Genomic DNA, 19,931 nt, shown 5'->3' with positions numbered 1-19,931 from the left:
CACGGCGTTTTTTTCTGAATGCGGGCTGTATCGTTATTGGTCTTGTCACCATCTGAAATCTTGACACTGGGCAAGTTCGCGACACAACTGAAACCGCCCGAGATCTTTGCGGCAGAAAATGATGTGAAGTTCAAATTTCAATGAATCCTGCATTATGGCATGGGTGAGCTTCAGAGATTTCTGATATTGGTGAATAGATGTGTTCTGTCAGATTAAGTAATAAAGTGGCGCCGCGAGTCAGCATTGGTATGCCCGTCTACAATGGAGAGCGTTTTATTGCCCAAGCGATAGAATCAATACTCGGGCAAAGTTTTGCAGAATTCGAACTCATCATCTCTGACAATGCATCCGAAGATGGCACTCAGGATATTTGCGAAGAATATGCGCGTCTCGATAGCCGTATACGATATGTTCGTCAGGTTAAAAATTTAGGAGCCGCCCCGAATTACAATTATGTTTTTGAGCGCTCCTCTGCGCCGCTTTTCAAATGGGCCGCGCACGATGATATCATACGCCCTGCATTTCTTGAGAAGTGTGTATCAGCGCATGATGCGTCTGAAGAAGCCCCTGTGCTGGTGTATCCCGCATCAGAACTTATAGATGAGACCAACGCCGTCATTCGACCAGTTTCGGATGAATTGCAGGCGAGATCGAACTTTCCTGCCATTCGTGCTTTCGAGGTACTGCAACGTCTGAATATTGTCACAGCGATCGGTGGCGTGTTCGACAGGGCAGCACTTTCCCGCACCCGATTGATCGGTAGCTTCATAGCCTCTGATTATGTGCTTCTGCTCGAAGCAGCCATGTTGGGCAAGATAATATACTTGGAAGGGCAACCCCTTTTCTGCCGAAGAATTCACGAAAACGCATCTCGGAAAGCCAATGTGACTGAAAAGGAGGTGCTGCGCTGGTTTGATCCCAAGGAACGATCAAATCTGACCGGAAGACAAAGGCTTTATCTTGAGTATTTGCGGTCCGTATGCCGAATTGACGGATTGAGTGCGCCGGGGCGTCTTGCAACCGGCTGTTCGGTCATCACCGGAATTACCGTCAAACGTGCCCGGGTTCGCGCGGGTAAATGGAAGCGTGGACTAAAAGAGAAGTTTGGAGCCTGACCCTAGGCTGAAATTTTATTGTCTCTATGCCGCGACCAGCGCTTACGAAAGGCACAAAGAGCCATAAGGGGTAGGGCAAACACAGGAATACTCGCCAAGCCTAGGACAAAATAGGCAATCAAGGCGTTCATAACCCCGAATCCTGAAAGCAGAGTTACGATGGCACCAACACTACCCGCCAAAACGGCTAGTATAAGGATACCCATTGCAATGCTCCTTGTTTATTGTCCAAAATTTGGGCTTTCACACCCTAGGGTAGAGCAATTCTGGGGAACGTCTATTAAAAAATAGTTAAGTATATATGTTGAGCGGAATCCTGATCAGCGGCGATGTGCGTGACCGAGGCCACAATCTCAAAAAGGCCGCCAATGGCGGCCTTTCGATAAAGTGGGTTGTGCTTGAGATCAGGCCGTCTGGCGGCGTCGGCGCAGAAGGGTCAACCCTCCCAATGCCCCCAGCAACATCAAGCCCGCCGCAGGAATTGGAACCGGTGATGCCGTAACCAAATTCTGACGATGATAGCGGTTCTTGTTTTCCAGGAAGCTCAGGTCCCATTTTTTGTCGCCGGTATAAGCACTTGCGGCCGCCAGATACTGGTTTGCCAGTTCAATCACATTTGAATTTCCCCAAGCTGTAAAGGAACCTGCATCAACAGTGTTGTCGTTGTCATAAATGAGGTTCCAAAGCGCGACCTGAATTGCGGCCGACGTTTTCGTATCGTCAGTCGCAAGCTCGGGGGTGTATACGGCGTCGAACAGGGATTGGACGCGGTGTATCGCACCGCTTGCAATCAGGTTTAGATTTTCAAACGGGGTATTGGTCACGCTGTAGTAGTTGTATCGTCCGTAAGGAGCGTATGATGCAAGATCCAGACAAAACGCCACGAAGTTCCCAAACATATTGTTCGGAGCGGGTGTTCTGTCTTTCAGGGCAAACGCGCCTGCAGGGACGCTGCGGTAAGAAACGAGTCCATCTGCTTGGACCCCCAAGTATTCATAGGCTCCCGCAGCCGGTCCATTCATCTTCACAGTCAGAGCAGATGCCGCACCACTTAAAGCCAGTGTGGCAACGGCCGCAGCCGCTATAAGTTTTCTAAGTTTCATCTCAAACGTCTCACAGCACCATTAAAATTGTTACCGGCAAGAAATTGCCACACAGTCATGCAAAGGCATTGACTCATAATATATCTTTTTTTTCAGTGTGTTGGAAGGATCTTGATGATTTTGACAAATTTTTGACAAAATTTCGTTTGTTTCAGCATAGATATGCGCTCAAATTCACCCCTTAAGGGGCACGTAATTTGCAGGAAACAACCGAAAGGGAAGCCTTTCTACCCTTGAAAAGCGCCCCTGAGGCCCTGCGATTCTTCTCTCTTCAGATTACAACTTTGCCGAGCGGGCTGTTCCAGATTTGGACGCAACCAATCGCCTCCATACAACAGCTATGGGCCAAACGATTCCCTACATTGGGACAAAACGTGGCAGTCGGCTCATGCTCTGGCCCATGAATTCAATCAGACGGGCATCTGCATCGGCTTCGCTCTCGTTCGGCGCGATCGGTGTGGCGTAGCGGACCAGTGCACCGTCCGTGCGGCCCATCGTGATGCTGTCCATGACAACCCCCATCTTGGCCTGAAAGTCATTGGTCTGACGCTTGCCGCGCTGTTCGAACCAGTAATAGACCAATTGCTGGTGCAAGCCTTTCTGAATGACCGCGCGGTTCACTGCGAAGGTGCCGTATTCGTCCACGCCCGGTGTCACTTCGTGAGGGTTCAGGCTGAAGATTTCCCAGCCGCCAACAGGCAGGCACACTTCGGGGGAGTGAATTCCCGAACCTTCGGTCTGCTTATCGTAGAAAGCCACAAACATGTTGATATAGCTGGGCTCGCCAGGGCGGGCGTAGGTGGCGTTGAGATAATCAGTCGCCTTCAAAACTCTTTCCACATCAGGGTCCAGCTGTGCGGTTGATCCGGACCATTCGCCAAGCTGGCGCGGAAACAGAGAGAACGGGTCGCGCTCGATCGGCTGGGCGTCAGGTTCCGGCTGCAAGGCCCAGGCCGCCGATACGGCCAATGTCAGCAGGGCTGCCGATGCCAGGGCAGGGGAGGGGCGGATCGCCAGAATCTGCACCGCAATCCGGCCAAACCCGTGTGTATCAAGATCGATCGCCTCGGAGAGCGGTTTCGGATCAGGCCCCAGCCGCTGCAGCGCGACGGCGATTGCGAACAGGATTGCGATACAGATCAAAAAGACGACCCAACCCTCGAAGAAGTGCAGAAACCCTTCGGCGGCTTCGATGCCGTAGCTGTCCACAAGAATGCCGATAATTCCGATCCGCACTGAGTTCATCAAGATGGTCAGGGGTACGGCAGTCAGCAGCAGTACCAGTTTGTGCCAGATCGGCCCGCGATAGAGCAGGGCGAAGAGGTAGGAAAAGCTGAGGATCGGGAACAGGTAGCGCAACCCGGAACAGGCTTCGGCTACCTGTAACTTATAGACGCCCAGATCAATCACATTGCCTTCAAGAAAGACGGTCACACCGGCCAGATCGACCAGCCAGACACCGATCGCCGAGGACACCCACTGCAGAAAGATCGTCAGCTTCCAATACAGGAACTGCGGTAAGGGCAGCATGAAGACCAGATGGACCACCGGCAGCTGATGATGCCACCCGCGTTTCCAGCCAAAGATGCTCAGAACCACGCCACCCACCCAGATGATCATCGCGTAAGTGACGATGTCAGGGATGCGGGTCAGGTTCCCGAAGACGGCCAGCACCAGTGCCAGAAGGACAACGATGATTCCGGGCCAGCGGTCTGTCACATGCGGGTTAGGCGGCGGCATCCGGCGCATTTCGCGCAGGAAAAGATATAACGAAATAACCGGGATCAAAGGCCCATGGCTGTATTCCGGCGTCGTCCAGGCTTGTCCAAGTGATACAAGACCAATCCAGAATATCGGAACAGATCCGGCCAAAAGCAGTAAGAACCACGCCAGACCCGCGGGGTTTATGGTCGGCAGGTCGCGGAAAATCGCAGAAAACGCGCGTGTATCAGCCATAAAACTTTGCCATTCTCAAACTCATAAAAGGACACTGGGAAACGGGAACATTCCGGACCTTCAGGAGCATATCATAAAGCTGTGCTGACAGGAATTCAGCGATGCCAGGCGATCAGCGGGTCGTGAAGAGGCGCGAGAGTGTGAAGAACACCTCATTAGAATGTGTGCGTGGATCGGTTTCGGATTCGTAGTCTATGTACTCATATCCGACCGAGAGATCCCAATCTTCGGTAATCTCGCGTACATATGCGGTTCTGAACGTCCCCACCTTGTTGTCTTCCGCGCTGCCATCACCGATTGAGGATACGCTGGCATAATCGAGATTAAAGGTCATGAATGAAAGCGGGTTGATCGTGACCTCATAGCCCAGGAATGCGCGGGTGCGGCGGGTTTCTTCGCTACGGTCATTGGTCTGGTAGCTGCGATCAAACCCGACAGTCAGCCTGGTACGGGGCCGTTCGTGAGTATATAGTAAGTTACCGATCGGATTGGTCTCGCCCAGCGGTCCACGTGTAAGCCCCAAGCCCGCCCCAAGCTCGCCCAGGGGCAATTCGAGGGCGCGCTCGAACAGAAGTGTATCACGGCGCCCGTTGATGCTCAAATCTGACCCCAGTTCGACCCCGGCGCTGCCATTGGGCAGCTCACGAACCAGACCCAGGCTCCCGACCACGCCGCGCTCTCGGGTGTCCACCCCGAACTCCTGAGTTTCATCGATATCAGAGTAGCCGATCGTAGCTTCAAGAAGGGTTGTGGGGTCGATATCGTATGTTAGCGAGAAGTTGGTGAACTTGCTGGTGCGATCTGTGCCTTCCGTATCCTCTGCGTCGTAGTCTTCCTGCGCAAAGGTTAAGCGACCTTCCATTACCGGCGAAAATCTTAAACGTCCAAATACCTCATTAAAGATGGTCTCACGGTCAAAAAGAGAGGTATCCGTGGTATCGTCATAGTCGACGCGGAAATAATCTGAAGACAGGCCCGCGCCAAAGGGGTCATTCACACCAGTTTCAAATTCAAACCCAGCACGTGTCGTTTTACGGGTGCCGTCGTCCAGAATGAGTTCATCATCAGGGCCATCAAAATCTTCGTCGATGCGGCGCAGCGGGTCTTCAAAATTCAGGTCAATTTCACTATAGCCCAGATTTAGATCAATCAGGCTGTTGGCTCCGAAGCGACCGTAGTTGAATACTGCCGAAGGTGAATCAAACTCGAATTCGCTGGATTGTTGAGGCACATCGGAAAATCTAAAAATACCGCTTAGCCCCAGCGACAGCCGGTCCAGGGGGGTTTCCTTCAACAGGTCGTAGGTTACGGTATTATCCCACAACGTGGTGGTACCCAGAGACGGTTCGTCCAGCCCGAAATTGTCATTCACCCGCAATGACGAGGAAATCCCAAAGCTCTGTGTTAGCCCAGTGACTTCGGTCTCTTGTGGTGTGGCCGAACGCGGGACCACATGGATTGTAAAAGCCACCGCGAAGAAGCCAATTGCTCTGCTGCTTGCCCTCATTTCGATTTTCCGCCTGCTCTTCTTATTTATTCACTACCGCTGTTGAACAAGGAAATCATGCAAGAAGCGTTTTGCCCTGCGTCAGCCTGTTTGGCCGTAACGCTAAAGCCACAATAACCACTGCAATTGTTGGATACAGATGAATTCCGGAATGTTATTGTTCCTTCACCAAAGCAAGAAAGTTAGAAATTATTTGATGCCCATTTGTTTCGACAGCTCAAGTGTTCCCAAGTTCAAGTATACCAAATTGTTACAGGTAGATTTATGAGTGTCTCTGTTTCAGTCATCCTTCCATCCTATGGTCGTCCCGAAAGTTTGAAGACGGCCTGCGAAAGTGTGCTGTCGCAAGATTACAGAGATCTGGAATTGATCGTTGTCGACGACGCGTCGGAAATTGATCTGAAACCTGTTGTAGAAGCACTGGGGGATGACCGGGTGCGCTATATCCGTCGCGAGATCAACGGAGGAGCCTCTCGGGCGCGTAATACCGGATTGAAAATTGCACAAGGTCAGTTCATCGCGTTTCAGGACAGCGATGACATGTGGCTCCCAGGTAAGCTGACCCGGCAGATTGCGATGTTTGAAACCCTGCCCGATGAGGTTGGTGTCGTCACGGGATCCAAGATTCTGTACGGGCGCGACGAATTCCACAATTACGGCCCCAGAAAGGTCACGTGTTCCCCACCATCTGGTCGGCAGATCAAACTGGATGAAGATCAAGTCAGGGGGTTTTTTCTTCGAAATAGAGTCAGCCTTCAAAACACGGTTTTTCGGCGTGGGTGCTTCCCCGGTACAGATTGGTTTGACCCTTGCGCAAAAGCGAATGCAGATTGGGAGTTTTCGGTTCGGCTGGTGCAGCACACAAAAGTCTACGAGGATCTCGAACCGGTCGTTCTAAGCTTCATTTCTAAGGACAGTATCTCACTCAACGCACGCAAAAAAGCGCTTGGGACTCTACGAATCCTTAAGAAGAACAGGCACGTTCTGGCTTCTTATCCGGATGTCCATGCTCGTATCCTCCTGTCTCTGGCACGCTCACTGAAGTCACTTGGCAGAAAACGGCTTGCGACCGATCTGGTCTTCGACGCGCTGCGCGTTCACCCAGGAAGAACGACATCAACCATTGGCGGAAAAGTGCTTAGAACGATACGCCGCCTTTTTCCGTTTTAGAGGCATGACTGCGTATTCGGGACTGGTTTTATAGTTTCCGACCACATGAAAAGGTTGGGTTCGAGCAATATTTTCAGGACGTGGGAGAGGTGCGATGACAGCGCGGAAGGGCATCATTTTAGCCGGAGGCAGCGGCACACGACTTTATCCAATCACCATGGGCTTGTCGAAGCAGTTGCTGCCAATTTATGACAAACCGATGATTTATTATCCGATCAGCGTGCTAATGCTGGCCGGTATCCGCGATATCTGCATCATCACCACCCCGCAGGATCAGGATCAGTTTCAACGCACGCTGGGCGATGGATCGCAATGGGGTCTAACCCTCAGCTATCAGGTACAGCCCAGCCCCGATGGTTTGGCACAAGCGTATATACTAGCCGAACATTTTTTGGGTGGTGCGCCTTCGGCGATGATTCTCGGAGACAACATATTCTTCGGTCATGGGTTGCCAAAACTCATGGCTGCAGCAGATGCAAAGCCATCTGGGGGCACTGTGTTCGGCTATCACGTAGCTGATCCCGAACGGTATGGTGTGGTGGCCTTTGACAACGAAGGGTGCGCACGCCAGATCATTGAAAAACCCGATGTGCCGCCATCCAGATATGCGGTGACAGGTCTTTACTTCCTCGACTCCACCGCGCCTACACGTGCGCGCACGATAAAACCTTCGGCACGCGGTGAACTTGAGATCACTGACCTGCTGCAATCCTATTTGGAAGAAGGTATGCTGCAAGTGGAAACCATGGGGCGCGGATATGCTTGGCTGGACACCGGCACCCATGCTTCATTGCTGGATGCAGGCAATTTCGTTCGCACTTTGGAAGAACGGCAGGGATTGCAGACTGGCTGCCCTGAAGAAGTTGCCTATCGGCAAGGCTGGATTAGCGATGACCAACTGAATACCCAAGCCGAAAGATACGCCAAGAACGGATATGGGGCTTATCTGGCTGCTCTGCTGCAATAAAGCGCTCAACACCCCCCAAGAGCTCTCCTAATAGCGCTGCGAGTTACTCGAATAGGCGCCTCTGTGGAACGACTACAACATCACCAGGGATCAGAACCGTATTGCCACCTATGCTGGGCTTTTTGCCGGTATGGTGGAAATCATAATACATAATCTGACTTTGCCGCCGTAGCTGAATACGTTTACCAGCGGCGAACCGGGTCAGGCCGCCCGCCTGAGCCAGGGCCTGCAGCAATGTCGTGCCCGGTTTTGCTGCAATCAATCCGGGTGTAGTGACTTCCCCCATGACATAGATGTCATCCGTGTTGGCGTCGATTTCCAGCCCCGGAAACTCAGGTAGCGCAGTTGCTGCAACGGCGACATAGACATTTGGTGTGCTTGCGAATTGCGGGGCCAGCCCTGACGTCAGTGCGTCCCGGATTGAGCCGACCGACCGGCCACCAGCCTGAACAGTTCCGACAAATGGAAAGCTGAAAGATCCGTCGGGCAGGACCAGAACCCTGCGGTTGAGGCTGGGATCTTCCAGAACTTCAACTTGAAGGGTATCACCAGGCGCAACTTGATACCCGCTCTGCGCCTGAACAACGGTCGCGGAAAGGATCAGGCCGAGAAGACCGATTAATGTTCTTAGCATCTTTTAAGCCCTCGAAAAATTGAATTTCTTGTTGAGCCTAGCGTGGAAGGTGAGTCCATGTAAGCCACTTGAGAAGTGATGGAACGGTGCTGTGGTGAAATTGTGCCGCAATCAGAATCAGTTACCGTTTTCGACTGGTGTGGGTAGATCAGCGATTGCATCCTGTACTTTTTGCGCCAGATCTTCGGGCATTTCCAGATCAGCAACCTTTTCCAACGTGGCGCGTGCCTCTGTATTGCGATTGAGCGCGGCGTAGGTGGCACCCAGATGGTACAGCACCAAGGGTTCCCCAGGCAGCTGTTGTGCCGCAAATTCGAGGTGTTTCAATGCCGCGTCGTAATCCCCTCTGCGATAGGCGATCCAGCCATAGGTATCGCTGAATTGCGGCACCGGGCTGTCACGTAGACGGCGGGCAATGCGATAGGCCTGATCAAGGCTTTCAGCATCATCCCGACTCGTGGCCAGAAGACTGGCGAGGTTGTTGGCGACAACTGCTGAGCCGCTATTGGCCCTGTATAGAGCCTGATAAACGTCGATTGCGCCTTCGATATCACCTTGCGCCTCAAGCGCGCCTGCCTGCAGCCATTTCAGGTCAGCACTGTCCGGCAAAGCGGAAAGTGCCTGCCCCAGGACCTCTTTTGCCTGTGCCGGGTCTGTTCTGGCAAGCAAGGCATAAAGCGCCATCCAGGTTCGCTCGCTCTGCGGCCTTTCCTCAAGAAGTGAGCGATAGATTGCGGCGGCCTGATCCGGCTCTCCCATACCGGCAAGGATCGAGGCCTGAAGGAAGCGCAGCAGAAAATCGGTTGGCGAAACTTCCAGCGCTTGCTCAAGATATGTCAGCGCGGCGTTCAGGTCGCCATTACGCACGTGGGCGCGCACAATTCCGATTTCAGCCACATAATTCGCATTGTTGTTCCCGACGGCCAAATCTTCCAGATAGGCCAGCAGGGCATCTTCCTGGCCCTGAGCGGCAATCAGATTGGCGGTGAGAATTCGAGCCTGCTGTTGAGCGGTGTCGTCCAGAGCCTGCAGCCTGTCGATGGTGGCTTGCGCCTGCCTCCAGTTTTGCTGATGAATCTGGGATTGTGCCAAGAGCACCAGCAGTTGAACATTGTTTGGCTGGCGATCAAGCGCCTCAATCAGCACGCTTGCGGCGTGATCGTATTGGCCTTCGCTTGCCAGAAACTCCGCATAGCGCAATGCTTCTGTCGGCGCACGTCCTGATGCCTCTACGGCCAGCGACAGCATATCAGCCATCAGGTCCCGGTTTCCGTCACGTTCATGCGCACGGGCCAGCAAGGTCATCAACCCGGGGTCACGGGGGTTGTCACGGAGCGTTCCGCGCAACAGGACAATAGCTTCTCCCGTGCGGTCTTCTTCAATCAGCCAGGCGGCCTTGATCTTTGCCGCGCCCGCATGGCCAGAATCTCCGGTCAACACGTCTTCGACATAAGCGCGGGCCTCAGTCTGGTTGCCCGTTTCAATCAGCATGTGCGCCAGTACCACTTTGGCATCGTTCATATCTGCGGATGGCTCCGAACTGCTGACAACAGCCTGCAGATCGGAAATGGCAGCATCACGATCACCGGCTTGAAATAACTGACCGGCGCGCAATGCCTGATAAAGTGGCCGACGGGCCAGATCTCCGGAAAGCATTTTGTCGACTTCGGAAATCGTTGCCTCAGGACCCCGGGTTGCAGCTATAAAGCGCAGCAAGGCCATCCGGCTTTGGGGGTCTTCCTCGGCGGGGTCGATACGCTGACGTAGAAATGCTTCTGTGGCATCCAGATCGTTGCGCGACATGTACCAATCGACCAAGCTGCTCTGAATTGTTTCGTCTTCAGGGAATCGCTGCACCATTTCCTCAAGAGCGGTGCCAATATCGTCACCTCTGTCGAGTTTGCCCAATACGCCAAGGCGCAGGTTATAAAATCCTCGCGTTTCCGGTGAAACAGAGATGGCCGCATCCAGCGCTTCAAGAGCTGCGGGCCAGTTTTCCTGCCGGACAAATTCATTCACAACGACAAAATGCGGGATCACCAGTCCGGGCGCTTCGATTGTCAGAGCAGCCCCCTGTTCCGCCGCCGCCTGTATGGCCCGGTCATCACCCGCGGCGATGGCATCGCGATAGGCAATACTTGTCAGAACAGCGCGCACAATCGGATCCTGCGGCGCCTGTTCAGCAGCTACTTTGATGTGGCGTTCTACCTCCGCCCAGTCTCCGGTCAGAGTGGCCATCTGCGCCAGTGCGCGGCGTCCTTCCAGGTTGTCGGGGTACTGTTCGACCAGCCGCAGATACTGGCTATAAGCTTCCGACGCGTCACCGGCTTCACGGCGCATTTTCGCATAGGCAAGCCGCGCCTCTTTATGCTTGCCGTTCAACTTGAATACGTTGCGAAATTCGACCGTAGCCCGGGCGACATCACCATTTTCCAGATGCTCAAGAGCGGCCTGATAGTGCTTTTCTGCCCGTTCTTCTGCGGAATCGCATGCAGCCAGAAGAAAAAGGGCGGTCCCCAAGGAAACGCCCCTGACAATCTGTTTTATCATCGTTGCTTTCCAAACATCCTGCAAAAGATGATGTGGTTTCTTTGCACTCTGTTCAAGAAAGTTCTGTGGCTCTCAATACCCCGTGCACCGCAAAACAACCGATGTCGTGCGCATCAGGATGGACAGATCTTTTCCTGCAGACAATTCAGCCAGATAGCGGGTGTCATAATCCGCGCGGGCCGCGAAACTGGTCATGTTGCGGTCGGACACCTGCCAGGGGCCGGTAATGCCAGGGCGCAGCTTGAAATAGGCCTGACCCGGATACAGCGCCTGCTGTTCCGTCATCATTGGACGCGGCCCGACAATGGACATATCTCCCCGCAGAACGTTCCAAAGTTGAGGCAGTTCGTCCAGTGACGTGCGGCGCAACAGTTTGCCAACACGCGTGATGCGCGGATCATCTTTAAGTTTTTGATCGCGCGCCCACTCGGTGCGGGCCTTTGGATTTTCAGCGAGATAAGCCGCCAGCCGCTTGTCGGCATTCAGCACCATGGTGCGAATTTTGAACATGCGGAAAGTCTTGCTATCCCGTCCAACCCGCTCCTGGATAAAAAACGGGTTTCCTCCGTCGCGCATGACCAGAAGGGCCATGATCGCAATCAGGAATAATGAGATCGGTGCGGATAGAACAACAAATAGAATGTCGGCTACCCGTTTCCCCCCCAATGAATAAAAGGTCTTTTGCTGAGATTGGATTTGAAGCGGAACCACTCCATCAGCCGCACTCACCCCCTTAACGTAACTCGTCATAATCAATCGTACTCCGGCATTAACATCACCGCACAAATTGCGGCCTGCCCACTCTCACCTCAAAGGCCACACAACTTTGGCCTCAAACACTGCTGCCCAAGTTATAGGGCTTTCTAGTTAAACTATGCCATTTTTTTATCCGATTCCTGCCACAATTCAAAGAAAATTTCAGGCGCAACTATTAAGGGAGCGTCGGTGAGTGAGTGCGCGCCCATACATTTGGCACTGCCCCGCCTCTCTTGGCAGTTGAATGGATAATGGCCACCACGCTCTTTCATAGGCGCGAGCCTTATCGGCTCCAATCTCCCTCTGCGCGTAAAGATCCAGGAGTGAATATCACCTGCAGCATTCTGCGTGCGCGGTAGAGGCGGATTCTTGTCATACATAAAAAGGCCAGACCTCTTTCCCGAGCACCTTGTACCCGATCCGAAAACAGTACCGTACCCAGTTCACCCAACGGAGAGCCGGCAACGGCGATGGTCCGGAATAGCCAGCGCAGTCTCCCGAAAGATTTTCTGGTGTAGTCAGAATAGTCATGGACAATATGGCGGTCCCATTTCCTGGTCAGTTCCGCAAAGGATTTGCGGGCGGGGTGATAGACGATCATGTCTTCAACATAGATCGTGGCGTAGCCTCGCGCATTTGCGCGCAATCCCCATTCCCGGTCTTCAGCAACTCCCAACCCAGCGAAGGGGCCAACTGCTTCGAAGGCCTGCCCGCGCATAGCGAGATTGCCGGTGCCGGAATACCCTTCGGCGATATATTTTCGGTTTCGATAGGCATAGATACGTTCGTATGGCTCCAGAAAAGTAGGGCTTCCGGGCGTTGCGTATTTCACTTGCACATCCCCACCAATGATCTGTGTATCCGCATCCTGAAATGCTTTTTCAATCACCGACAACCAGTCGCTCCGGGCCTGACAGTCCGCATCGATGAAGGCCAGAATATCCCCGCGTGCCTCGGCCGCACCGAGATTGCGGGCCGGGCCGGGGCCGGGCGTTTTCTGCTGGAGCACCCGCACACCGGGATAGCTATCTCCGATATCCTGAGGGGGTCGTTTCGACCCGTTGTCCACAACGAGGATTTCCACATCCGATTTCAGATTCTCTTGCTGAAACAAGCTCTCCAAACAAAGACGAAGATACTCGGAATGATTGTAGTGTGGAATGATGACAGAAATTTGCATCGTATCTACTCAAAAGGCATACCCAAAGACCGACTTCCTAACGACTTGCGACAAGTGAAACGGGTTCGCGCAAAAAGAGTCCAGCCGAGGAGTTTTCGCATTGTTCACCAACAGCTATTATTCCTAAACAAAAAACGGTTTTGCGCATTGTTAGGTATTGTCTCGAATTCTGCAATCAGGTGACAGGCACGACGGGGCCTGAATCATCGGCACGACATTGCCCCCCTCGCACATATGGCGTCTGGAAAGCACAAATCGCGACGGACATCGTGGCACTTGAGTTAAATAAAAGCAGTTCGGTTCTAAAGGTCGCCTTGTCACAGTGACACCACAGCCCACCGCTCGCGCTTTCCACTTAACAAACCCTGCATCTGCGCACCCCGTCGCAAGCGCATCAATTGGAACTAAAAAGTTCTGAAATTTGATGATGAGCTATAAATTTAATTTAAAAATCAAAAATATAGCTCCGCCGCGTACCAACCCATGCAGATTTCACGATTCTAAACTCAGTATTCTAATCAAATTGTCGACAATACTTAGATCAATGCGCCCGTTCTTGGATCTTTGGTGTATAAATGGAAACAGATCGTGCCCACCAAATGGTGGCGCGCGGCCCTATCAGGTCACGAAAAGAGAACGCTTTCAGGCATGTTACATCAGGGCTCAACTCAAGAGAGAACGATCAAGGGGTAGGCGGCAAGGCCCGATACGGTTACAATCTTGGGGTGATTGCGACATTGTGGTCTTGAAAGACCTGTCTGATCATCCAGGTGTTATTATTGAGGTGCGTTATATAGCGCATCCCGTTGTGAGTATAAGATTTGAAAAGCTGTCGGTCATATGAGTTCCAATGAACTATATATTGAACATTTCGGACTGACCGAGCGGCCGTTCACGCTGCTGCCGGACCCCGACTTCCTGTTCTGGTCTGAACCTCACAAACGCGCCTTCATGGTGCTGGAATTAGGTATTATGTCCCGAGCTCCCATCACTTTGATCACGGGCGAGATCGGAGCAGGTAAGACGACACTCATTCAGAAACTGCTCGGCCAGTTGGACGAAGATATCAAGCCCGGCCTGATTTCGAACGCCCATCGTGGCCGTGGGGAGATGCTGCAATGGGTTCTGAATGCGTTGGATGTCGAGGCCAATCCGCGTGCTCCATACGTGCAATTATTCCAGAAACTGCTGGATTTCCTAATCGCGGAATATGCAGCTGGTCGGCACGTGGTGCTAATTTTTGATGAGGCGCAAAACCTTTCGCGCGAAGGCCTGGAAGAGTTGCGCATGCTGACCAACATCAATTCCAACAAAGACGTGCTGGTTCAGCTGATCCTGGTTGGCCAGCCCGAGTTGCGTGACATGGTTCTGGATCCGAACATGCGCCAGCTTGCCCAGCGAGTTGCGGCCAGTTTTCACTTGCCCCGCATGGATTGCGACACGGTCAAAGGCTATATCGCGCACCGACTCAAGCTGGTTGGTGGAACCGGAGAAGAATTCTCAGACGCCGCCAGCACACTGATCTTTCAGGCGACCGCAGGCATTCCGCGGCTGGTTAATCAACTTTGCGAGTTTGCCATGCTCTATACTTGGAGCGACGACAGTAGGCTAGTATCGGAAAGTATTGTGCAGAACGTTTTGGATGACGGCGTATTCTTTGGTGCGGAATCCTTGCCGGAAGAAAACAAGCCAGAGAAGTTTCAGATACTGTCTCTCAGGCCAGAAGAACGTGTGCCACCAGAAGAAAAGGCAGGATGACGATGTCGGAGCGCAATCAGATGCTCGCTGAAGTCAAACAGGAAGACTGAACGTGGATATCCGGTATTATTGGTCAATCTTTTCGCGGCGTCTGCCGTATTTTCTGATTGTTGCGACAGTGATCAGCGCAGCGTCGATTATTACCGCGTATTCGCTACCGCCCGCCTATGTATCGGAGATGAGGCTGATCGTGGAAGCTCCTCGCATTCCGGACGACCTAGCCGCGTCAACCGTGCGCACCCCGGCGCAGCAGCAACTGGAAATTCTCGAACAGCGATTGCTGACACGCGCAAACCTGCTCGAAATCGCCAACCGGCAGAAAGTTTTTCCAAACATATCCGAGATGACGCCAGACAGGGTCGTAGCAGGCATGCGGGCTCGAACGACAGTAAGCGGGAATGGTCGCCGCGACCCCATTCCGCTTATGCAAATCAGTTTTGAAGCGCGATCAGGCACAATTGCCGCAGGGGTTCTCAATGAGTATCTGAGCTTGATCCAGCAGGAAGATGTCGCCTCCCGCACCGGGCGTGCTGCACAAACACTGGAATTCTTCGAGCAGGAAGTGGCAAGGCTGAGTGAGGAACTGGCCGAACACAATGCCGGCCTGCTTGCATTTAAGACAGAAAATGCTGACGCACTGCCGGAAAGCCTTGATTACAAGCTCAGCCAACAAACATTGCTGCAGGAGCGTCTGGCTCAGATCGAGCGTGAAATCACCGGGCTTGAGGATCAGCGACAGAACTTGGTTCTGATTTTCGAAACCACCGGACGGGTAAACGATTTCCCCGCTACAGAGCGATCTGTGGAAAGCCAACAGCTTGAAGATCTTCGGCGCCGCCTCAATGAGGCGTTGCTGGTGTATTCTGAAGAAAACCCGCGCGTGAAAATGCTGCGGGCACGTATCGCAGATATGGAGAAGCTAGTTCAGCCCCCACCGGAAAAGCAGGAAGGCACCACCGGCAACGCACTACTGGATGTGCAGCTGGCCGAGATTAAGACACGCATCAATGTTCTTGAAAGGCAAAAAACCGGAACCCAGACCCAACTAGAAAAACTGACCCGCACCATCAACCGCACCCCTGCAACCACGATACGGGCGGAGGAACTGACGCAGAACCGGGACAACATACAGCAACAGTACAATCTGGCAGTTGACCGTTTGTCCCGCGCCAGCACCGGGGAGCGGATTGAGGTCACAGCGCAGGGCCAGCGTGTTTCAGTGATCGAGCCCCCGGTTGTGCCTAACCGACCGTCCAAACCGAACAGAACCATGATTGCAGGAGGCGGTATCTTTTTCGGCATTCTGGCTGGCCTCGGTCTGGTTGTTCTGTTGGAATTGCTCAACCGATCGGTGCGGCGTCCTGAAGACCTGATTGAAAAACTGGGCATCACACCCCTGGCGACTATTCCCTATATCGCAACCCCGGGGGAAATCTGGCGGCGGCGGGTGGGTAAACTGGTCTGGCTGATTTTTATTCTCGTTAGCGTTTCCGCTTCGGTTTATGCGGTTCATACTTACTATCAGCCATTGGATCTGATTGCCGAACAGATAATGGACAAAATTGGCACGCGCTGGTGAGCACAAGCGTGAAAGATTGTGATCGGGAAGGATAGCGATCAATGGAAAAACTGCAGGTTGCTATAAACAAAGCCCGCTCACAGCGGCAGAAAGCGGGACAGGCGCGTTCACCCGCCGCGACAGCCGTGGTGGCATCAGAGAAGCCTACCGACGCAGCCTTGGGCGAGCTGTGGACGGGCCTGACACCCATTCAGGTATCCGCGCAAATCATTGCCCGAAATCGGTTGGTTGCCAGCACGGATAGCGCTCAAATGGGGCCTTTCGACATGTTGCGCACCCGTATCTTGCAGCAGGCAAGAGTGCATGACTGGAAAAGGGTTGCGCTGGTCTCACCCCGCAGCTCGTGCGGGAAAAGCACCGTGGCCGCCAATCTCGCCTTTAGCTTTGGACGCCAGACCGATCTGCGCACCATGATCTTCGATCTTGATCTGCGTCGCGGGGGGCTCTGTACAACCCTTGATCAGGCCTGCCCACATACAATGGGCGATGTATTGCAGGGCACAGTACCCTTTTCCAAACATGGGCACCGGATTGGATCCAACGTGGCACTGGGTCTCAACGGCAGCACCACCAGAAACGCAGCTGAGATCCTACAAAGCAGAAAAACTAGCGAAGTAATGGATTCCGTCGAAGCGGAATTCAAGCCGGATATTGTGCTACTCGACATGCCACCGTTGATGGAGGTCGATGACAATTTCGGGTTCCTCAAAAATGTCGATTGCGCTTTGCTTCTGGCCGAAGCTGAGCGCACCACTATTGACCAGATTGACTTGGCTGAACGTCAACTTGCGGAACTGACGAACGTGATGGGCGTTGTTCTGAACAAGGCCCATTATGCCCAAGGTGCATACGGTTATGGCTATAGCTACTAGGCTAGGCAATAAACCGGATAAGAGCCGAAACGAGCAGCATTCAGGTCACGGTTTTGAGCCTGGCCAGAACAGATCTGAGATCCTGCCGTTCCTGGGCGTTGAGGCAAAAACCAAACATGACGGCTGCATAGACAACGCCGCCAAGAACCAAATAAGCCAATAGGGCTGTCCAACTCTCTGGACGATCATAAAATTTCAGCAAACCCCAGACCGCCGTTCCAGCAAAAGCTGGCAGGCATCCCGGATACAAAACCTCTTTGAAAAAGACTCCAAATCCCTTGCCGGTCATCTTCAGACAAAGTGGCCAGTAATACCCGAGCTGCATGGCCACCACCACTACGGTCAGAGAAAACGCGACACCGGTTGCGCTCAAATTTCCATACCATGCCAAGCACAGCATGATCAGGAACATGAAAACCTTTGACAAAAATGCAGGCAGAAAAAAAGGCCGGACCTGTGCGGTCGCCACTGCGATGGTTGGCAAAAGTGCGACCGCTTTCGTGAACGGAAAAGTGAACATCAGCAGCACAATTACCGTCGCGGCCGAGGAATACTCAGCATCGCCCAAGTAAAGGCTGATAAAATCATCCGCATAAATGATAAGGGGCACCGCGACGATCAAAGCCATCCAAAGCGTATAGCGTCCCCCGCGAAATACGGTCCGCGCCATCCTGGCTTTGTCGTCCAGAGCATGCATCGCAGTCAGCACCGGTGTGAGCGGCTGTTTCGCCATATTCGTCATAATATCCAATTGCCGAAAGAACGTCGCACCAATGTGGTAGCTGGTGACATCTATCGCTGTGCCATAGAGGTTCAGCAAGATTGTGGCTGCATTGGTGTAGAAGATATCGCCAAGCCGTCCAAAGGCGGTCCACATACCAAAAGACACCAGTTCCCGAGCCTGCCGGCGCTCAAACAAACCGGGACGAAAACGGAGTTGGGGCACCATTGCCATGGAACGTGAGACCACCACAATGATGTAAAGCGCTTCGGATGTAACCATGGCGACAACAACCCAGATCACCTTGGGACCGGCTCCAAATATGAAGGCAAGCAAAAGAAGAATCCTGAGAAAATCGCGCGCGACACCAAGCAGGTTCAGTTCCACATATTTCTGATGCACCACAAACCCGGTGCGGAAGGGCACCGCCAACATCTGCAGGGCAAAGCTGAAGACCAACAATGCCATCATGATCCTGGCATCGCCGACCATTGCAGGGGCGATATTGAGTATATTCTCAATATTGGCAGCAAAGAGCAGACCGGCTGTCAGGAACACACATGTTGTACCCAACATCAGTGGAAAGATCGACGACACGATGCTGGTGACCTTGCCGAACTCACCCTTCGCATAGGCGTTGACGACGTAACGATCCACCCCACTGGAAAAGAACGAAAAGAAGAGCGGCGCAACGACCATGACCGACGTCACAACGGGTAATACGGCAAATTCCTCTGCCGGAATGCGCTTCAGAAGATACTGATATGCCCAAAGTAGTGCCGTGACATTCAGAATCCTCGTGAGGATCGAACTGGCCGAGTTAACGATCACAAGACGCTTGGAGACAGTGACGTTCTCGTGTCGGTTACTTTCAGACCCGGATTCGCTTTCAGATGGCACTGCAGTTACCCTCTACCTGATCACCCCGGCCGGGTTGACCAGGCCGCTTCAACAAGTGCTAACGCGTTTTCCAGCTCAGGTGAATCGGTTTTCGCACGCCAAAACTTTTGCGCAGCCGCACCGACCTCAGTATACACGGATCGGATGTTGAAGTGACGAAGCCTGGTGTGGAGACATTTTGATCAGCACCCAAGGGTATCTGTCAAAGCAGCAGGAGGGCACTGAATACTCCTATAGCCATCGGTTGGGATATCCTGCGAAAGACCCAGAAATCGCTCCAAAGTCGACAGCAACGCCTCTACGTGATACGCCCTAACAAAACCGACCTATACATATGTGTACTGCGAAAAAATCAATACTGTGTTATAATTGATCGGTTGAGACCAGAAGCATTTCTTATCACTCGGTGAATGCCTTCTGTTTTAGTGTGTTGAATGTTTTTTGGGGTGACGAGGGCATAATGAGTAATTCAGACGATTTTGCGTCTAGTGTACTGGAACCAGTGTGGAGCATTGAAGGTCCAGGGGGTATCTCGCATGCGCTGGATACGAACGCGTCCGACGCCTATCTCGAATTGGTGACACCAGATGGCGACTATGACGTCTGGGACACCAACAATGGTGCCCGCGCCATGCAGGCGACTGCGGATACAGATTTCCGGATCGAGACCAAATTTCTGACCACTCCCACCGAGAAGTACCAGCTTCAGGGGCTGCTGATTGAGCAGGATACCGGCAACTGGCTGCGCTTCGGCACGTATTCGGACAACAACAACCTCTACGCCTTTGCCGCCATCACGGTGGATGGGGAGTCGACAATGGCGATCCGGGTCTCCATTCCCGAAGGTACAGCCCCGTATTTACGCGTTGATCGATCCGGCGACATCTGGACATTCGAGTATTCGGTTGACGGTATTAATTGGGTCACGGCGGGCAGCTTTGCACACAGCCTCGCTGTCACAAAAACCGGTGTATATGCGGGCAATACCGGCCCTGCGGATGGCTATACAGCCCAAGTGGATTACGTTGCCTTTGACAGCGACCCGATCACAAATGAAGACGGTGGTTTTACTCCCATCAACACAGCCCCCGACGCGGCGGATGACGGTTTGTCCACGGAGCCGGATGTTGCTCTGGTGGTGAATGTGGCCGCGGATCTGCTGG

General features: G+C 53.1%; 15 protein-coding genes. 7 read left to right on the top strand and 8 right to left on the bottom strand.

What is annotated here, in order from left to right; genetic code table 11:
* Positions 1 to 248 precede the first annotated feature (248 nt).
* On the top strand, positions 249 to 1,115 hold the full coding sequence (locus ACR0IK_RS23085; protein ID WP_480643472.1) for a glycosyltransferase: 867 nt from the start codon (positions 249 to 251) through the stop codon (positions 1,113 to 1,115).
* 404 nt (positions 1,116 to 1,519) lie between these two features.
* Here the strand turns inward: ACR0IK_RS23085 and ACR0IK_RS23080 are convergent, their stop codons facing one another.
* The 3 genes from ACR0IK_RS23080 to ACR0IK_RS23070 all read right to left on the bottom strand — a co-directional run bounded on the left by ACR0IK_RS23080 (position 1,520) and on the right by ACR0IK_RS23070 (position 5,681).
* The gene (locus ACR0IK_RS23080; RefSeq protein WP_480643471.1) at positions 1,520 to 2,218 is read right to left on the bottom strand and encodes a VPLPA-CTERM sorting domain-containing protein; all 699 of its coding nucleotides are present in this window, start codon (positions 2,216 to 2,218) and stop codon (positions 1,520 to 1,522) included.
* Positions 2,219 to 2,575: 357 nt separating this feature from the next.
* On the bottom strand, positions 2,576 to 4,174 hold the full coding sequence (xrtD, locus tag ACR0IK_RS23075; protein ID WP_480643470.1) for a VPLPA-CTERM-specific exosortase XrtD: 1,599 nt from the start codon (positions 4,172 to 4,174) through the stop codon (positions 2,576 to 2,578).
* Positions 4,175 to 4,286: 112 nt separating this feature from the next.
* The gene (locus ACR0IK_RS23070) at positions 4,287 to 5,681 is read right to left on the bottom strand and encodes a hypothetical protein (protein ID WP_480643469.1); all 1,395 of its coding nucleotides are present in this window, start codon (positions 5,679 to 5,681) and stop codon (positions 4,287 to 4,289) included.
* Positions 5,682 to 5,945: 264 nt separating this feature from the next.
* Between ACR0IK_RS23070 and ACR0IK_RS23065 the strand changes: the two genes are divergently transcribed.
* Together ACR0IK_RS23065 and rfbA are read left to right on the top strand one after the other, a co-directional pair.
* On the top strand, positions 5,946 to 6,851 hold the full coding sequence (locus tag ACR0IK_RS23065; protein WP_480643468.1) for a glycosyltransferase family 2 protein: 906 nt from the start codon (positions 5,946 to 5,948) through the stop codon (positions 6,849 to 6,851).
* A 94-nt stretch (positions 6,852 to 6,945) separates the two neighbouring features.
* The gene (rfbA, locus tag ACR0IK_RS23060; protein WP_480643466.1) at positions 6,946 to 7,818 is read left to right on the top strand and encodes a glucose-1-phosphate thymidylyltransferase RfbA; all 873 of its coding nucleotides are present in this window, start codon (positions 6,946 to 6,948) and stop codon (positions 7,816 to 7,818) included.
* A 43-nt stretch (positions 7,819 to 7,861) separates the two neighbouring features.
* Here rfbA and ACR0IK_RS23055 read toward each other — a convergent pair whose 3' ends face one another.
* The 4 genes from ACR0IK_RS23055 to ACR0IK_RS23040 all read right to left on the bottom strand — a co-directional run bounded on the left by ACR0IK_RS23055 (position 7,862) and on the right by ACR0IK_RS23040 (position 12,938).
* Positions 7,862 to 8,452 carry a polysaccharide biosynthesis/export family protein gene (locus ACR0IK_RS23055; RefSeq protein ID WP_480643465.1) on the bottom strand — a complete coding sequence of 197 codons (591 nt, stop codon included), beginning with the start codon at positions 8,450 to 8,452 and terminating at the stop codon, positions 7,862 to 7,864.
* 117 nt (positions 8,453 to 8,569) lie between these two features.
* Positions 8,570 to 11,002, bottom strand: coding sequence for a tetratricopeptide repeat protein (locus tag ACR0IK_RS23050; RefSeq protein ID WP_480643464.1), 2,433 nt, complete (start codon positions 11,000 to 11,002; stop codon positions 8,570 to 8,572).
* Between the two features lie 72 nt (positions 11,003 to 11,074).
* On the bottom strand, positions 11,075 to 11,713 hold the full coding sequence (locus ACR0IK_RS23045) for a sugar transferase (RefSeq protein ID WP_480643487.1): 639 nt from the start codon (positions 11,711 to 11,713) through the stop codon (positions 11,075 to 11,077).
* Positions 11,714 to 12,041: 328 nt separating this feature from the next.
* Positions 12,042 to 12,938, bottom strand: a complete 897-nt coding sequence (locus tag ACR0IK_RS23040) for a glycosyltransferase family 2 protein (RefSeq protein WP_480643462.1) — start codon at positions 12,936 to 12,938, stop codon at positions 12,042 to 12,044.
* Between the two features lie 840 nt (positions 12,939 to 13,778).
* Between ACR0IK_RS23040 and ACR0IK_RS23035 the strand changes: the two genes are divergently transcribed.
* The 3 genes from ACR0IK_RS23035 to ACR0IK_RS23025 are packed head-to-tail and all read left to right on the top strand — an operon-like array spanning position 13,779 to position 17,147.
* A complete protein-coding gene (locus tag ACR0IK_RS23035) occupies positions 13,779 to 14,696 on the top strand; it encodes an ExeA family protein (protein ID WP_480643460.1) in 918 nt (305 codons plus the stop codon).
* Between the two features lie 52 nt (positions 14,697 to 14,748).
* Positions 14,749 to 16,275, top strand: a complete 1,527-nt coding sequence (locus ACR0IK_RS23030) for a GumC family protein (protein ID WP_480643459.1) — start codon at positions 14,749 to 14,751, stop codon at positions 16,273 to 16,275.
* Positions 16,276 to 16,316: 41 nt separating this feature from the next.
* The gene (locus tag ACR0IK_RS23025; protein WP_480643457.1) at positions 16,317 to 17,147 is read left to right on the top strand and encodes a CpsD/CapB family tyrosine-protein kinase; all 831 of its coding nucleotides are present in this window, start codon (positions 16,317 to 16,319) and stop codon (positions 17,145 to 17,147) included.
* Positions 17,148 to 17,187: 40 nt separating this feature from the next.
* Here the strand turns inward: ACR0IK_RS23025 and ACR0IK_RS23020 are convergent, their stop codons facing one another.
* Positions 17,188 to 18,768 carry a lipopolysaccharide biosynthesis protein gene (locus ACR0IK_RS23020; RefSeq protein WP_480643456.1) on the bottom strand — a complete coding sequence of 527 codons (1,581 nt, stop codon included), beginning with the start codon at positions 18,766 to 18,768 and terminating at the stop codon, positions 17,188 to 17,190.
* Positions 18,769 to 19,228: 460 nt separating this feature from the next.
* Here ACR0IK_RS23020 and ACR0IK_RS23015 point away from each other — a divergent pair.
* On the top strand, positions 19,229 to 19,931 hold a 703-nt coding region (locus ACR0IK_RS23015; RefSeq protein WP_480643455.1), incomplete at its 3' end, for a DUF1349 domain-containing protein.

It is taken from the genome of Ruegeria sp. BF7 (assembly GCF_056538605.1).
This window is presented reverse-complemented; position numbering and strand designations above follow the sequence as displayed.

Bases quoted from the DNA above. Each gene is read 5' to 3' on its own strand.
- ACR0IK_RS23085 (WP_480643472.1), top strand. From the start codon at position 249: ATGCCCGTCTACAATGGAGAGCGTTTTATTGCCCAAGCGATAGAATCA.
- ACR0IK_RS23080 (WP_480643471.1), bottom strand. From the start codon at position 2,218: ATGAAACTTAGAAAACTTATAGCGGCTGCGGCCGTTGCCACACTGGCT.
- xrtD (WP_480643470.1), bottom strand. From the start codon at position 4,174: ATGGCTGATACACGCGCGTTTTCTGCGATTTTCCGCGACCTGCCGACC.
- ACR0IK_RS23070 (WP_480643469.1), bottom strand. From the start codon at position 5,681: ATGAGGGCAAGCAGCAGAGCAATTGGCTTCTTCGCGGTGGCTTTTACA.
- ACR0IK_RS23065 (WP_480643468.1), top strand. From the start codon at position 5,946: ATGAGTGTCTCTGTTTCAGTCATCCTTCCATCCTATGGTCGTCCCGAA.
- rfbA (WP_480643466.1), top strand. From the start codon at position 6,946: ATGACAGCGCGGAAGGGCATCATTTTAGCCGGAGGCAGCGGCACACGA.
- ACR0IK_RS23055 (WP_480643465.1), bottom strand. From the start codon at position 8,452: ATGCTAAGAACATTAATCGGTCTTCTCGGCCTGATCCTTTCCGCGACC.
- ACR0IK_RS23050 (WP_480643464.1), bottom strand. From the start codon at position 11,002: ATGATAAAACAGATTGTCAGGGGCGTTTCCTTGGGGACCGCCCTTTTT.
- ACR0IK_RS23040 (WP_480643462.1), bottom strand. From the start codon at position 12,938: ATGCAAATTTCTGTCATCATTCCACACTACAATCATTCCGAGTATCTT.
- ACR0IK_RS23035 (WP_480643460.1), top strand. From the start codon at position 13,779: ATGAGTTCCAATGAACTATATATTGAACATTTCGGACTGACCGAGCGG.
- ACR0IK_RS23025 (WP_480643457.1), top strand. From the start codon at position 16,317: ATGGAAAAACTGCAGGTTGCTATAAACAAAGCCCGCTCACAGCGGCAG.